This is a genomic window from Streptomyces sp. NRRL F-5135, from assembly GCF_000719775.1.
In the GTDB taxonomy this organism is placed as follows: Bacteria; Actinomycetota; Actinomycetes; order Streptomycetales; family Streptomycetaceae; genus Streptomyces; species Streptomyces hebeiensis.
Genome location: NZ_JOHR01000006.1, coordinates 184,131 through 198,581 on the forward strand (window position 1 = coordinate 184,131; position 14,451 = coordinate 198,581).

Annotated in this window: 12 protein-coding genes; 1 reads left to right on the plus strand and 11 read right to left on the minus strand. The window is 72.9% G+C overall.

Annotation, left to right across the window (positions count from 1 at the left end):
• Positions 1–72 precede the first annotated feature (72 nt).
• From IG02_RS0111410 to IG02_RS0111425, 4 genes are all read right to left on the minus strand, one after another.
• The gene (locus tag IG02_RS0111410; RefSeq protein ID WP_030745014.1) at positions 73–1,443 is read right to left on the minus strand and encodes an arylcarboxylate reductase; all 1,371 of its coding nucleotides are present in this window, start codon (positions 1,441–1,443) and stop codon (positions 73–75) included.
• Entirely contained in the window at positions 1,444–2,490 is a 1,047-nt protein-coding gene (locus tag IG02_RS0111415; RefSeq protein WP_030745016.1) for a phenazine biosynthesis protein, read from the minus strand.
• Between the two features lie 77 nt (positions 2,491–2,567).
• Positions 2,568–3,947 carry an MFS transporter gene (locus IG02_RS0111420; protein WP_030745018.1) on the minus strand — a complete coding sequence of 460 codons (1,380 nt, stop codon included), beginning with the start codon at positions 3,945–3,947 and terminating at the stop codon, positions 2,568–2,570.
• Positions 3,944–5,341: an FAD-binding oxidoreductase gene (locus tag IG02_RS0111425; RefSeq protein ID WP_030745020.1), complete on the minus strand. Its 1,398-nt coding sequence runs from the start codon at positions 5,339–5,341 to the stop codon at positions 3,944–3,946. Before IG02_RS0111425 ends, IG02_RS0111420 begins: the two co-directional genes overlap by 4 nt.
• Positions 5,342–5,528: 187 nt before the next feature.
• Between IG02_RS0111425 and IG02_RS0111430 the strand changes: the two genes are divergently transcribed.
• Entirely contained in the window at positions 5,529–6,689 is a 1,161-nt protein-coding gene (locus tag IG02_RS0111430; protein ID WP_051764861.1) for a helix-turn-helix domain-containing protein, read from the plus strand.
• On the opposite strand, the gene IG02_RS0111435 is transcribed toward IG02_RS0111430, so the two are convergent.
• The 7 genes from IG02_RS0111435 to IG02_RS0111465 form a co-directional block, all read right to left on the minus strand.
• Complete coding sequence (locus IG02_RS0111435; RefSeq protein ID WP_030745023.1) at positions 6,629–7,699, minus strand: NAD(P)-dependent alcohol dehydrogenase; 1,071 nt, start codon at positions 7,697–7,699, stop codon at positions 6,629–6,631. The genes IG02_RS0111430 and IG02_RS0111435 overlap by 61 nt on opposite strands.
• Positions 7,700–7,812: 113 nt before the next feature.
• Positions 7,813–9,180 (minus strand): phenylacetate--CoA ligase family protein, encoded by a 1,368-nt coding sequence (locus IG02_RS0111440; protein WP_078854395.1) that lies wholly within the window; start codon positions 9,178–9,180, stop codon positions 7,813–7,815.
• Positions 9,181–9,182: 2 nt separating this feature from the next.
• Positions 9,183–9,947: an amidohydrolase family protein gene (locus IG02_RS0111445; RefSeq protein ID WP_030745025.1), complete on the minus strand. Its 765-nt coding sequence runs from the start codon at positions 9,945–9,947 to the stop codon at positions 9,183–9,185.
• Between the two features lie 4 nt (positions 9,948–9,951).
• The gene (locus tag IG02_RS0111450; RefSeq protein ID WP_030745026.1) at positions 9,952–11,052 is read right to left on the minus strand and encodes a 3-dehydroquinate synthase II; all 1,101 of its coding nucleotides are present in this window, start codon (positions 11,050–11,052) and stop codon (positions 9,952–9,954) included.
• Positions 11,053–11,218: 166 nt separating this feature from the next.
• Positions 11,219–12,016: a 2-amino-3,7-dideoxy-D-threo-hept-6-ulosonate synthase gene (locus IG02_RS0111455; RefSeq protein ID WP_030745028.1), complete on the minus strand. Its 798-nt coding sequence runs from the start codon at positions 12,014–12,016 to the stop codon at positions 11,219–11,221.
• Between the two features lie 45 nt (positions 12,017–12,061).
• The gene (locus IG02_RS0111460) at positions 12,062–13,309 is read right to left on the minus strand and encodes an aspartate kinase (protein WP_030745030.1); all 1,248 of its coding nucleotides are present in this window, start codon (positions 13,307–13,309) and stop codon (positions 12,062–12,064) included.
• Between the two features lie 99 nt (positions 13,310–13,408).
• Complete coding sequence (locus tag IG02_RS0111465) at positions 13,409–14,356, minus strand: AfsR/SARP family transcriptional regulator (protein WP_051764862.1); 948 nt, start codon at positions 14,354–14,356, stop codon at positions 13,409–13,411.
• Between the last annotated feature and the right edge of the window lie 95 nt (positions 14,357–14,451).

Consider the following 14,451-nt stretch of genomic DNA (forward strand, 5'->3'; position numbering starts at 1 on the left):
GGCCGGAACCGTCCTGGACGCCGGGAGGTGTCCCGGGACGGTTCCGTGGCGGGCGGGTGGTGTCGCCGGCGTTCAGGACGCGCCGTCCCCGACGAGGCCCTTGGGCTCCAGCAGGAACTGGGTGTAACTGCCGTCGTGCGGAATGCCGGGCGCGGAGGTCCAGGGCAGCGCCGTCCCGGTGGTGACCTTGCGGATGCTCGGTTCCAGCAGGGCGCGGCCGACCAGGTCACGGCGCGGCGTCAGCAGGTTCAGCACCAGCGAGCGGCGCAGCGGCGCGATCCCGTCCTCCTCCCGCCACGGCGCCACCACGACGAACGGAAAGGGCAGTTCGGTGCCGAGGGCGGGGTGGTCCGCCCGGTCGGCCGACAGGACCAGCGGGCGGGGCAGGAAGGACCCGTCCGCCAGCCGCACGAACGGGTCGTGGCGGTCGAACCGCGCGGTGTGGTCGTCGAGCGTCTCGCGCAGGGCCGCGATCTGGTGCTCCAACTGCTCGGCCCGGCCCCGTTCCAGCACGAGCAGGGACGCCTTCGGGTCCGACGCGGGCAGAGCCGGCAGGGCGCTCAGCCGGGAGGCCAGCCGGTCGGCGAGTTCGCCCACCGGCCCGGTGGTCAGGACGGCGGAGAGGTTGGTGCAACGGGTGCCGCCGTCGAAGGCCGCCGACTCGACGAGATGGCCGAGGACCGCGTCGTCGGGCTCGACGTCCAGCAGCGCCTTGGCGCGGCCCGGTCCCCGTACGGCGACCGTCTCGTTGTCCAGCCAGGGCGCGACCGCCCGGTCACCGCCGTAGACGATGCCCCGGTCGGCCTCCTTGAGCAGGAACTCCCCCACCGCGTGCGCGCAGGGCAGGAACGCGACGGTGTGCGGGGACAGTCCGGCGGCCAGCAGGGCGGCGATCAGCCGGCGCGGGGTGAACGGGTCCCGGCTGCCGGGCCGGACCAGCACGCTGTAGCCGTGGAACAGCGCCTGGAGCCAGGAGCTGTTGGGTGTCGGGTGGTTGCTGGCGAGGACCGCGGCGAACAGCCGGCCGCGCGGCACCCAGCGGGTGCGGCGGCCCGGGCCGAAGTCCGTGCCCGGCAGTTCGGCGCGCGCCACCGCGGTGAGGTCGGCCATCTCCGCGGCGATCTCGGCCGCCGACCGCCGGACCGTGCGCGCGGTGAGCCCGGTGCCGAGGGTCACCCGGCGCGTGTACTCCGCCGGGGTCTCGCCATCGAGGGTGGCCTCGGTGAACAGGCGGGCCGCGCGGCGGAACACCTCGGCGCCCGGGGGCGTCCCGTCCGCTTGCCCGCGCAGCTCCCGCAGCGCGGAGACGGCCAGCAGCCGCGGCGCCTGCCCGACCTCGGCGAGCGGCCCGCCGGCCACCCCGGTCAGCGGCGCGCGGTCGACGCCGGGCACGGTGCGGCCCGCGACGGTCGGATCGATGACCACGGGGCGGTGCGGAGACATTCAGTAGACCCCTTCGATGATCTCGGATCGGCCCAGGGAGGGCAGGGTCCTGATGTCGGCGAGGCCGTCCGTCGAGGCGCCGGGGACGGGTTCGACCCGTATCGCGGTGTCCCGCTCCGCCACGTTGGGCAGGAACATCTCCTCGGTGACCAGGTGCAGCCGGACGCGCCCGCGCTCGCCGTAGGCCACTTCCGCGCCCTCCTCGTCCATGAGCTGGACGAGGGTCGTGCCGGGGTGGGGCTCGAAGACGCAGCGGTGGGAGTCACCGGGGCGCGGTACCCGCTGCGGGGCCACCCCCATCAGGCTGTTGCCGTACACGCCGGCCACGACGGCCTGCGGGAAGAACTCCTCCTCGAGGAGGCGGATCGTCTCCTGGTCCGCCGACATGCCGCCCCACAGGACGGCCTTGACCCGGGACCGCACGAGGTCGTGGAGGGCGGGGCGGGCGCAGATGGCCTCGAGCACGGGGGGCGTGGTGTTCAGGACGCTGATCTCCTGGCTGTGCAGGACGGTCGCGGCCTGGTCGAGCAGGTGCTCGACGTACTCGTCGGCCAGTGCCCCGCGCCCGCCGCCGACCAGCCGTTTGACCCAGCGGGGGTCGAAGTCGACGGTGTGGAACACACCGCCGCCCATCGCGGCGTGCCGGGCCACGTCCGAGCCGACGACGTGCGGGCCACTGGGCCCCAGGTGCAGCCAGTGGCCGGCGGCCGGCACACCGAGGTCCGTCAGCCGGTCCCTCGCCCAGGCGAGCATCCGGCCGCGCGCCTCGCTGTCGACGATGCGTTTGGGGGTGCCGGTGGTTCCGCCCGACTCGAAGACCCGGAAGGGCCGCTCCCGCAGTCCCCGGGGCACGAGGTCGGTCACCGGGACCGTACGCAGTTCCTCGCTGACGTCCGGGAAACGGAGCAGGTCCCGTGCCGTGGAGACGTCCCGGACGGGGTCGAAACCCAGTCCGGGACGTCTTTCCAGCCAGAACGGCGAGCCCGTGTCGGGGTCGAAGTGCCACGCCACCATCCTGCGCACGTGGCTGTCGAATTCGGTCGTCACGGTGCCTCACCTCTCTCAAGCGTCGACCGGCGCGCCCCATCGTGGGGGCGGGCACGTATCGGACGCGTATCGAGCGGCTATCGAGGCGGCCCCTGCGGGCCCGGGGCCGCGCGCGGCAGTGTGAGGGCGAACACCGCGCCCAGCAGCGGGAAGACGGCCACGACGGCCAGCACCGAAGCCAGTTCCATGGACTTGGCCAGGGCCCCCGCGACGGCGGAGCCGACGCCGCCGCCCACGAAGAACGTCAGGTTCAGCAGCGCCACGGCCCCGCCCCGCCGCTGGGGTGCGGTACGGGCCGAGAGCAGGCCCGTGGTGACCACCTGGGTGACCGCGAAGGCCGCGAAGCCGAGGGACGCTCCGAGGACCACGAAGACGGGGCCGCCGTCCAGGAGGCCGGCCAGCCCGAGCAGGGCGGCGCACGCCAGCGCCGTGACCGTCAGCAGGACATTGCCCCCGGCGCCCGCCAGGCTGCTGGCGTACCGCGACAGGACCGCCCCGAGTACGGCGCCCGGCAGCAGCCACAGCCCCACCGAGAGCACGTCCCAGCCGTGTCCGCGCACCAAGAGCTGCGGAGCGGCGTACATCGTGCCGAACAGCCCCGCGTACACCCCGACCCCGGTGCCGGCGGCACGGACGAAGGTCAAGTCGGTGACGAGGGCGCGGGGCACGAACCCTTCGGGGTTCTTGGCCGTACGGACCACGAGCCCGGCCGCCGCGAGCACCAGCAGGACAGCGACGACGGTGACCGCCGGGGCCGAGAGCGACAGCGCCGAGGACTGGATCAGGATGAGGAAGCAGGCCGCGGTCACCGTGAGCAGCAGCGCCCCCGTCCCGTCGACGGAACGGCCGGTGCCGGGGCGCGTGGCCGCCTGGCGCAGCACCAGGGGCAGCGCGAGCAGCGAGAGCACCGGCAGGACCAGGGTCGGCCGCCAGCCGAACCACTCGGTGACCACCCCGCCGGCCAGGGTCGCCCCGGCGGAGAACAGCGACATGGTGGCACCGAAGATCGCGAGGATGCCGGGCCGTTGCCGCGGGGTGGCCGAGGCGGCGAGAGCGAGCGCGGCCGAGGACATGGCGCCGGAGCCGGCGGCGAGCAGGAACCGGCCCGCGACGAGCACACCGATACCCGGCGCCACGAGGCAGACCACGGCGCCCGCCGCCAGGATCAGGCCGCCGGTGAGCAGGATGAAGCGGATGCCGCGCGCGTCGGCCACTCGGCCGGCCAATGCCGTGCCGATGCCGAGGGCGAGGGCGTGCGCGGTGAGCACCCAGGCCGCGGCGGACGGGCTGGTGCCCAGCGCGCGGACGACGTCGGGCAGGGCCACCCCCGCCGCCGTCACGCCGAAGATGGCCGGGCCGAACAGGGCGCCCAGGCGCAGGCCCGTGGAGCGCGCGCTCGGCTCGGGGAGGGACGGCGGCCCCGGATGGGTCCTCGCCGCCTGGTTCTCGGTGGTCACGGGAGTCTCCGTTCTGGCCCCGTCAGGCCTGGGCCGGGGAGGATGTTGTGGTTGAAGCGGAAGAGGTTGTGCGGGTCGTAGCGGCGTTTGACGCGCACCAGCCGCTCGTAGGTCTCCGGGTCGAACAGCCGCCGGGCGTCGCCGACGGTGTCGGGGCCGGTGAGGAAGTTGACGTAGGCGCGGCCGGTGCCCCAGGGCTCCAGTGCGGCCGTCACGGACCTGGCCGGGTCGGCCGGGCCGGCGGGCGGCGAGACGGTGGTCAGGGTGAAGGCCGCGGCACGGTTGCCCACCGCGTTGGGCACCGGCGCGGGCCTGCCGACGGCGCCGCCGAGGTGGCGCAGCTCCACGACGAAGGCGGGGCAGCCGCTGCCGGCCCCGGCGACCTCCAGCAGGCGCCGGCAGGCCGCCTCGTCGAGCCTGTCCAGCAGGATCGAGCGCTCGTGGTAAGGCGTCGGCTCGACGGGGTCCATATGGATCTCGCCGACGTCGGTGTACGGCATCTCGCGCACGGTGTCCAGGACGGTGGGCGCGACGGCGCGCAGCGGCGCGAGCAGCTTCTCGCCGTCCCCCGGCGTGCCCAGGAAGGCCACGCGGACATGAACGGTGAGCCGGCCCCGCAGCGGCTCGGGGATGAAGGGGGCGTCGGGCAGCCGCAGCAGGGCCAGCGACGAGGTCATCTCCTCGGGCAGGTCCTCCGTCCGGTCGCGCCAGGCCGCCAGCACCGGCTCCGCGGCGTCGCCCGCGAAGAACAGTCCGCCGGCGTAGAGCGTGGTGACGGGCACCAGGCCGAACTCGATGGCGGTGACGACTCCGAAGTTGCCCTTTCCACCACGCAGCGCCCAGAAAAGGTCGGCATGACGTCGGGGGGTGGCCTCACGCGTCTCTCCTTCGGCGGTGACGACATGGATCCGGGTGACGCGGTCGGCGGCGTAGCCGTAGCGGCGGGCGAGTGGTCCGAGCCCGCCGCCGAGGGTGTAGCCGACCACGCCGACCAGCGGGGACGAGCCGTTCAGCGGGGCCAGTCCGTGGTGGGCCGCGGCCTTGATGACCTGGTGCCACTGGGCGCCGGCCTCCGCCCGGGCGATCCGGGCGACGGGGTCGACGGCCACCGCGTCCATCCGCCGCGTGCTGATCAGCAGCCCGCCGTCGGCCGGGGTGGCCACGCCGTGCCCGGTGGCCTGCACGGCGACGGGCAGCCGGTGCCCGGCCGCGTACCGGACCGCCTCCTCGATGTCCTCCCGCCGCTCGGCCGCGACGATCAGGGCGGGCCGGTGGACCCCGATGGCGTTGAACGGGGCGATCTCCTCGTCCCATCCGGCGTCACCGGGGGCGAGCACCGCTCCCCGGACCCGGCTGCCGAGTTCGGTGCGGTCAGGGCGGTGGGCAACTGACATGTGGGGCCCCTTCTCATGGTCCTTGGCACGCTCAGCAGTCTTCGCCGCCGTGTCCGCCCGGCCCATCCCTCGATTGAGGGGTCGTGCCGGGGAATAGGCTTGTGGGGGTGGCCGGTTGAGCGCTGTGATGGCATGTGGCGTCATATGACGCCGTGTCCGGCGCCGCGGAAGGGCGGGAGGCCCGCACATGTCCCAGAGCACGGTCGACGCCCGTTCGAACCGGGCGGAGTTACTGGCCCGCGCGGAGCGGGCGCCGCACGCGCTGAGCATGTTCGCGGACGTGTCCGAGCGTCTGCGGCGGCTCCTGCCGTACGACGCGGCTGTGTGGCGTGTCACGGACCCCGAGACGGGCATCATGACGGCGCCCGTGCACGCCGAGAACATCGACGACAAGGGCTGTGCGAACTACTGGGAGATCGAGCTCTTCACGGAGCGCGTCAATCTCTACAGCGAGCTGGCACAGGCGCCGGTGCCCGTCGCGGGACTGCGCGCGAGCACCGCCGGCGATCCCGGGCGCAGCGCCGTCTACCGGGACTTCATGTGTCCGCGCGGACTGCACGACGAACTGCGGGTGGTGCTCAGGGTGGGCGGGCGGCCCCAGGGCACGGTGAGCCTGTTCCGGTCGCGGGGCCGACGGGCCTTCGACTCCGACGACACCGCGTTCGTCTCTTCCCTGGTCACACCCCTGGCCAAGCGGCTGCGCTCGTACGCGGAGCCGAGGCCGGCCGGTCCGCCACCGGCGGTGCCGAACGGGGCCGACGCGGCCGCCGGGCCCGGGCTGCTCTTCTTCGACCCCACCGGAGCGCTGGTGTCGGTGAACGACGAGGCACGCCTGTTCCTGGCGGAGCTGCCCGCGGGACCTTCCGCGCCGAGCGCACTGGGCCTGCGGGTGCCGGCCTGGCTGCACACCGTCGCGATCCGGGCGCGCGCGGCCTCGCGGGAGCGCGACCGCGCCACGGCCCGGATCAGACTGCGCACGCGGAGCGGCCGGTGGCTGGTGTGCCACGCGACGTGCATGCGGCAGGCCGACGGTTCGGTCGGCGGTTCCGCCGTGGTGCTCGAACCGGCGAAGGTGTCCGACGTGATGCCGCTGGTCGCCGACGCCTGTGAACTGTCCGAACGTGAACTGCAGGTGACGTCCTGTGTGGCCCGGGGACTGTCGACCGAGAAGATAGCCGCTCAGCTCTTCCTCTCCCCGCACACCGTGCGCGACCACATCAAGGCGATCTTCGAGAAGACGGGCGTGTCCTCACGCGGGGAACTCGTCGGCCTGCTGTTCATCGACCACTACCGGCCGGCGGTGGCCGGCGGGGAGGCGAACGAAGCGGCGTCGATCACGAAGCGGTAGCGCACGTCCCCCGTCCCCAGTCTGCCGAGGGCCTCGTTGAGGCCGGCCGCGGACACCTTCTCGGTCTCGGCGACGACCGAGTGCCGGGCGCAGAAGTCCAGGGTGCGCTGGGTCTCCGCGATACCGCCGAACAGCGAGCCCTCGACGGAGCGGCGGCCCAGCAGGAGTGAGAACATCCCGAAGGTGACGGGGCGTTCGGGGACCCCGAGCCCGACGAGAGTGCCGTCCAGGCCGAGCAGGCGCAGATGGGCGTCCAGGTCGATGTCCCCGGAGACCGTGTTGAGGATCAGGTCGAAGGAGCCCGCCAGTTTCTCGAACACCTCGGGATCGGAGGTGGCGTGGAGCGCTGTGGCGCCGAGGCGCAGCGCGTCGTCCTTCTTGCGCGGCGACCGGCTGAGCACGGTGACCTCGGCGCCCATGGCGTGGGCGATCCGTACGGCGAGGTGCCCCACGCCGCCCAGGCCGACGACCGCGACCCGGGTCCCGGCCGTCACCCCGTGCCGGGCGAGCGGGGCGTAGGCGGTGACACCCGCGCACAGCAGGGGCGCGGCACGGTCGAGGGGGAGGGCGTCCGGTACGCGTACCGCGTACCGCTCGTCGACGACGAGATGGGTGCTGTAGCCGCCGTGGTTGGGTTCGCCCCGGTCGTCGCGGGAGTTGTACGTGGCGGTGTGCCCCCTGGCGCAGTACTGCTCGTCGCCCCGGAGACAGGCGGGACACCGGCGGCAGGAGTCGATCAGGCAGCCGACGCCCACCCGGTCCCCCACCGCGTACCGGGTCACGGCCGGGCCCACCGCCGTGACCGTGCCGGTGATCTCGTGGCCGGGCACGAGGGGGAAGATCCCGGGCCCCCAGTCCGAGCGGAGGTGGTGCAGGTCGGTATGGCAGATGCCGGTGTACGCGATCTCGATGAGGATGTCGTGGTCACCGGGGTCGCGCCGGGTGATGGTGATGGGTTCCAGGGGGGCGCCGGGAGCGGGCGCCGCCCAGGCGGGAACGGTGAGGGGCATGGGATGTCTCCCGGTTGTCGGTGATGAGGGGGCGCCGGCCGTCCCGCGGGTTCATCGGCCGCGGGGGGCCCGGTGGCGGGCGTCAGGAGGAATCGGGGGGCGTCAGCGGGGCGTCAGTAGTAGATGAGCGCCTTGTCCCAGTCCTCCCCCGGTCCGAAGAGGCTCTTCGGTTTGACGAACTCATGGCCGCGGGTCAGCGTGTCAAGCGGGACGACGGTGCCCTCCGGCACGCCCCGTACCTCGCACGGGACGCCGAAGCGTGCCCGTGCCGCCGTGCGCAACGCCTCTGTCGCCTCGGCCCGGTGACGTTCCGGCACCTCGATCTCGATCTCCAGCAGACCCGTTCCGGCCCGGGCTCGCCAGAAGAGGACGCCGTGGCGTGCGGGCAGTTCGAAGACGAGCCGCTCGAGGTCGTGCGGGGCGACCCTGGTACCGGCCACGGGCAAGCCGCCCGCCGTACGGCCGAGCACCCGGATCACGGGCAGCCGCCACCCGCAGCCGCACTCCTCGGGCGACACCTCGACGGTGTCCTCCAGGTCGTAGCGGACCAGGGGCATCGCCTCGCGGAACAGGGTCGTCAGGACCAGACGTCCACGACCGTGCCGGGAGCGGCGGCCGCTGCCGGGGTCGTACACCTCGGCCACGAACCGGTCGGCCCACAGGTGCAGGCGTCCCTCGGGGCATTCACCGGCGAGGCTGCCGGTCTCGGTGGAACCGTAGTCCTGGCGTACGGGCACGCCACCCCACAGCTCGGTCAGCCGGGTCCGGCGGGCCTCGGTCAGCGGCTCTCCCGCCACCAGGAAGCCGCGCAGCGCCGGGAAGTCCCGGGCGGGGTCGAGCCCCGCCGCGCGCGCGGCGGCCGCCCACAGCAGGACCTCGCTCGGCAGGCACCAGGCGATGGTCACCGCCAGGTCGCTCAGGGTCCGCACCACCCGCGCGTACGGGGTCACCAGGGAGCGGTTGTCGGCCGGCACCACGGTGGCACCGCGCAACCGGGCCGCCTGGTGTGCCTGGTGGGCGGTGGTCAGCATGGCGTACGGGGTGCGCACCATGACCGTGTCCGCGGCGCCGAGCGCGACGGCGCTCCGTACGAAGCGCGTGGTGATGTCGTACCAGTCGGCGTCGGTGAAGTACGAGGGCGTGGGTGTGCCGGAGGTGCCGCTGGACTCGTGGTAGCTGGCCAGTTCGGTGCGGTCCACGGCGAGCATGCCGAACGGGTGGGCGTCGCGGAGGTCCTCCTTGGTGGTGAGGGGCAGGCGCGCCAGATCGGCGAAGGCGGGTGAAGCGGGCAGGCCCCGCAGCCGCGGCGCGAGAAAGGGCGAGGTGCGCGCCCGGGCGAGCGCGGCGGGCAGCGCCCGGTCCTGGAGTGCGTAGAGTTCGTCCAGCGAGGCCCACTGCCCGAGTTCGGGCAGTGGCCGCGCCGTCGGGTGCGACGTGGGACGGGCGGTGCCGCGCGCTGTGACGTCGGCCGTGGGATTCATCGTCAGGTCCCTCCGAGAAGTGCGCTCGTGTTCTCCCAGGCGACCCGGCGCCATTCCCGGCCGGTCAGGCCGAGGGAGCGGTACTTGGCCAGCTCGACGCTCGGGTGCTGCAACGGGTACTCGGTGCCGAACAGCACCCGGGCCGGGCCCAGCCGGTCCAGCGCGGCACGCACGACCGCGGAGTACCCGCCGGAGGTCTCCAGGACCACATTGGGCAGCGGGGAGATCAGGTCGATGCCGTACAGGTCCATGTCTCCCACGCCCGCGTGGCCGAGGACGAAGGTGACACGGGGGAAACCGCGCGCCAGCGTCACCAGGTCGGCCACACCGAATCCGGGCCGGTGCACGCAGTGCAGATAGACGCCGTGCCCGTACTCCTCGGCGAGCGCGGCCAGCGAGGCGTGCCTGCGGTCGGTCAGCGGCACCCCGTGCACGGACGGCGCGAGCTTCAGACCGTGGAAGTGCCGGCCTTCGGCCCGGTAGTCCGCGCCCGCGCGGTGCGGGTTGGCGAAGAAGAAGGGGACGAGCCGGCCGCCGGCGCGGTCGCAGGCCCGGCGTACGCCGTCGTTGTCGGCGTCGCGGTCGACCCAGCCGCCCTCGATGATCTGCCGGGACAGCAGGTCGGGATCGACCACACCGCCGGCCACGACGACGGCGCGATCGATCCCACAGCTGTCCATGACCTCGAGGAGCCGGTCCGCGGCGCCCTCGCCCGATGCCAGATGAGCGTGCGCGTCGAAGATCCGCTGGTGCCCCGTCGTGGTCATGTGCTCACTTCTCCAGGCAGAACTCGTCGATGGGGTAGCCGACGTGCCGGTCCTCCAGGGGCAGGTAGCCGAGTACCTTGTCGCCGGGCTTCAGCTCGGTACTGTTGAGCACCGAGCCGCCGGGGCCGAGCACCCGGACGTGCCAGTCGTCCTGGAGGATGAGGTTCACCTTGCGGCCGTCGGGTGCCTCGGCGTCGATGGAGATCAGCGGACGCGACTCGATCTTCACCCGGCCGACGGTCACCAACCGGGTCTGGCCCTTGATGTCGACGGCGGTCACCTTGCTGCCGGCCTTGAGCTCGCTCAGGTAGTTGGTCCGCTCGTCCTTTCCGATCGTGTACGAGTGGATGGCACCGGCGTTGACACGGAACGGCCGCGTCGGCATGTAGGGCAGCGGGTGCGTCTCGCTGACGCAGAGGATCATGCCCTTGGAGTGGGAGCCGACGAGGATGCCCTCGTCCTCCCGGAAGTGGCTGCAGGTGTCCACGCAGGCGCGCTCGCCCATGCCGATGTGCTCGGTGGCGGTGACGGTGAGTTCGGTGAGGTCCAGGTCGGCCACACCCACCTCGGCCGCCGCCTTGAGCGCGGTGGCGTCGCCCACCTTGCGGGGAGCCATCATGACTCCGTCGGAGCCGTGCTCCAGGACGCCGAAGATGATCTCCGCCTCCGCCACGTCCTGGGCCACGGTGATCAGGCTCCCGGTCGACCGGGCCGCCGCGGCGATCACGATCTCCAGCGGAATCTTGGTGGGGTCGCGGAAGAGCAGCACGCTCCAGCGCTCGTCGCGCGCCGACCGGCAGGCGTCCTCCAGGGTGGGTGCGTCGATGATCTCGGTGAACCTGCCGAACTCCACCTCGGGGTGGCGTACGGCGAGTTCGGCGGGGAGCCCGTGCCGCCGGGGGTCGACGACGACCACGTCGGCGGCCCCGAACTCCGCCGGCAGCTCCTTGCCGTCGGGGAAGAAGACCTTCTTGACGGTGGGCGGCAGCCCCTCCAGGTCGGCGAGGTCGTCGGTGACCACGGCGTCGACTCGCTGGTGCAGGGCCTCTTCGAGGACGGCCTGCCTCGCGCCGACGGTACGGATGTCCAACCAGACCAACTTCACTGTGCGACTCCCTTGTTCTCACGATCGGTTGTGTTGCGGATGAGGTGCGGGACGGCCGGGTACCGCCGGAGCCGGTACGGCCGGAGCCGGTACGGCCGGAGCCGGTACGGCCGGAGCCGGTACGGCCGAATCGGGCACGGACCGCGCCCGGACGTCGCGGCAGGGGTCACAGCAGGCTCTCGACCGTGACCAGCTCGCGGTGGATCAGCCGGGCGAGGCGGCGCGCGGTCGCCTCCGGATCATCGGCGGCGAAGACGTTGCGGCCCATGGCGACACCGGCGGCGCCGCCGCGCAGGGCCTCCTCCACGTAGCGGAGGAGTTCGGACTCGTCGGCCACGCGCGGCCCGCCGACCACCACCACGGGAACGGGCGAGGCCCGGGTGACGGCCGTCATCTCCTCGACCGAGCCGACGTAGAGCGTCTTCACCAGGTCGGCCCCGAGGTCGGCGGCGAGGGTGACGGCGTGGGCGACCAGTTCGGGAGCGCGCGGATCGGTGATCTTGGGTCCGCGCGGGTACATCATCGCGAGCAGCGGTACGTTCCAGCGGTCGCAGGCGTCGGCCACCGTGGCCATGTCCGCTATCTGGCGGGCCTCCCCGGCCGAGCCGAGGTTGACGTGCACACTGACAGCGTCCGCGCCCAGCCGTACCGCTTCCTCCACACTGGCCACGAGGTACTTCGCGTTCGGATCGGGGGCGTGCACGGTGCTCGCGCTCAGGTGTACGACCAGCGAGACGTCCGCGAACCAACCGGGGTCGATGGAGCGCAGGGCGCCCTTGTGCAGCACCACGGCGTCCACCCCGGCCCTGGCCAGCCCGCCCACCAGGGAGTTGACTCCGCTGCCGCCGGTCACGGGGCCGTCGGTGACGGAGTGGTCGAGCGGCACGATCAGCAACCGCGAGAGATGGTGCCGGTGCAGCCGGCGGAGTCTGAGCCGGCGGCCGAAGTGAGTGTTCAGTTCCATTGCCATGTGATCTCCTGTAGCCGGTCGGGCCGGGCGAGCGACGGCTCAGGCCGCGACCGGTGACTCGAGTTCGAACTCCCGGTGGAGGACGTCCACCGCCGCCACGGTGCGGTCGGCGGGCACGGTCACCGACACGCGCAGCTGCGAGGAGGCCACCGAGGTCACCTCGACGCCCGCCCTGGCCAGGGCCGAGAGCATCCGGGCGCCGTACCCGGGGCGGCTGAGCAGTCCCGTACCGACCAGCGAGACCTTGCCCTCGTCCTCGTACACCCGCGTCGTGCCGCCGCACCGCTCGATCAGGCGGCCCAGGACGCCGGTGAGCGCCGTCACGTGGGACCTGCTCACGGTCATGCTCACGGTGAGCCGGTCCTCGCCGGTCCCGGTGAACGCGGCCATGTCCACGGGGACCGCGCCCGTGGCGACCGCCTCGAAGACGTCGGTCGCGCGGATCCCCGCGGCGCGGGGGACCCGGATGACCATCCGGACCATGTCGAGGTCGTGCACCACCGCCACGACGGTGGGCCTTGTCTCCAGCATCGTCTCTCTCCGTTCGTCCAGGATGAACGTGCCGGCGCCGTCACCCGCGGCGTGCAGGACGCGGATCTCCACACCGGTCAGGGCCGCGAGTTCGACGGCACGCGTGTGCAGGACACGGGCCCCGGCGAACGCCATCTCCTCCATGACACGGACGGGTACGCCGGGCAGGAGGCGGGCCTCCGGTACGATCCGCGGGTCCGCGGTGTAGACGCCGTCCACGTCCGTGTAGATCTCGCACCGAGCGGCGCCGAGTGCCGAGGCCAGTGCGACCGCCGTGGTGTCCGAGCCGCCTCGGCCCAGGGTGAGCGGATCGCCGTTGCCGGCCGTTCCCTGGAACCCGGCCACCACCACCACGTGCCCCTGCCCCAGCAGCCGCTCGATGTGCGCGGTGTCGACGGTGGCGACGATGCCTTCCCCGGCGCGCCCGGCCGCCCGGATCCCGGTCTGCGCGCCGGAAACCGAACTCGCCGGGGCGCCCGCCTCCCAGAGCGCCATGGCCAGCAGCGCCGCCGACGCGGTCTCGCCGGTGCTCAGGAGCTGGTCCACCTCACGCGGTGGCGGCAGCGCGCCCGCCTCGGCAGCCAGCGCGAGCAACTCGTCCGTCGTTCCGCCCCGCGCCGAGACGACCACCACGACCGGCCGGCCCGTCGCCCGCGCCCGGGCCACCCGTCGTGCCACGGCGTGGATCTGGTCCACCGAAGCGAGAGAGGTGCCCCCGAACTTCAGCACCAGGACGCCGTCCCGCGGTTGATTCACAGCACTGCCCCCCAGCTCGTGTTGCCTCCGGGGGAAGAGACTTCGTGAGGGGCGTATCGAACCGATTAAGAGGTTGTTCTTGGTCGATATTGATCGGGTTCAGTCAGTATTGGTCAGCACATGGAGCCAGGACGCGGCGAGTTGCTTGAAGACATCACGCTCCGCGCGCAACCGGCTGTTCTCGCGCTCGAGTTCGTCGAGCCGGTCCGCGGCGGCTCCCGTCGGCGGTTCGGACGGTGCGGCCCCGGGCGGGTTCGCGGAGGGGTGAGCCGACCGCCGCGCCGGCACGTACAGCAGGTCCGTGTCGCCGGCGAGGATGGCCGACTCCAGGGAGCGCAGCGCGGCGCCCGGCTCCAGGCCCAGTTCCCCGACGAACCTGGCCCGTACCTCCCGGAACAGCTCCAGGGCCTCCGCCTGCCGTCCCGACCGGTACAGCGCGAGCATCAGCTGGGCCGTGAACGACTCACGGAAGGGGTGCTCGGCCGCGTGGTCGCGCAGTTCCCCGATGATGGTGTGGTGCCGGCCCAGCCGGAGTTCGTTGTCGAGGCACTCCTCGACCACCGAGAGACGTTCCTCCTCGGCGAACGCGGCGGCGTTACGGAGCTTCAGGCTCCCCAGCCCCGCGGCGACCGGTCCCTGCCACAGCTCCAGCGACGCGCGCAGCAGCCCGACGCCCTCCTCCAGGCCGCCTTCCCTGGCCCGTGCCCTGCCCCGGGCCACCAGGTCCTGGAAGCGGTACAGGTCGAGCGCCTCCCTGTCGACATGGAGCTGGTACCCGGACGGCCGGGTCCGGATGACGTCCCCCGCTCCGAGGTCGGCGAAGGACCGGCGCAGCGACGACACACAGATGCGGACCTGGGACAGCGCCGACGCGGGGGGCCTCTCGTCCCAGATCGCGTCGATGATGGAGCTCATCTGGACGACCCGGTTGGCCTCCAGCAGGAGCAGGGCCAGCAAGGTCTGCTGGCGCGGCCCGCCCAGCCGCAATGACGCGCCGGCACACTCGACCCGTAACGGACCGAGGAGGCGGAAGTCGATGTCCCCCATTGGATATCCCCGTTCGACCGACGATGCTGGTGCCGTCAGCCTCGCACCCGTCGGCGACCGTGTGCCACAGCCGTGGTGATAGTTAGTCAATAGGC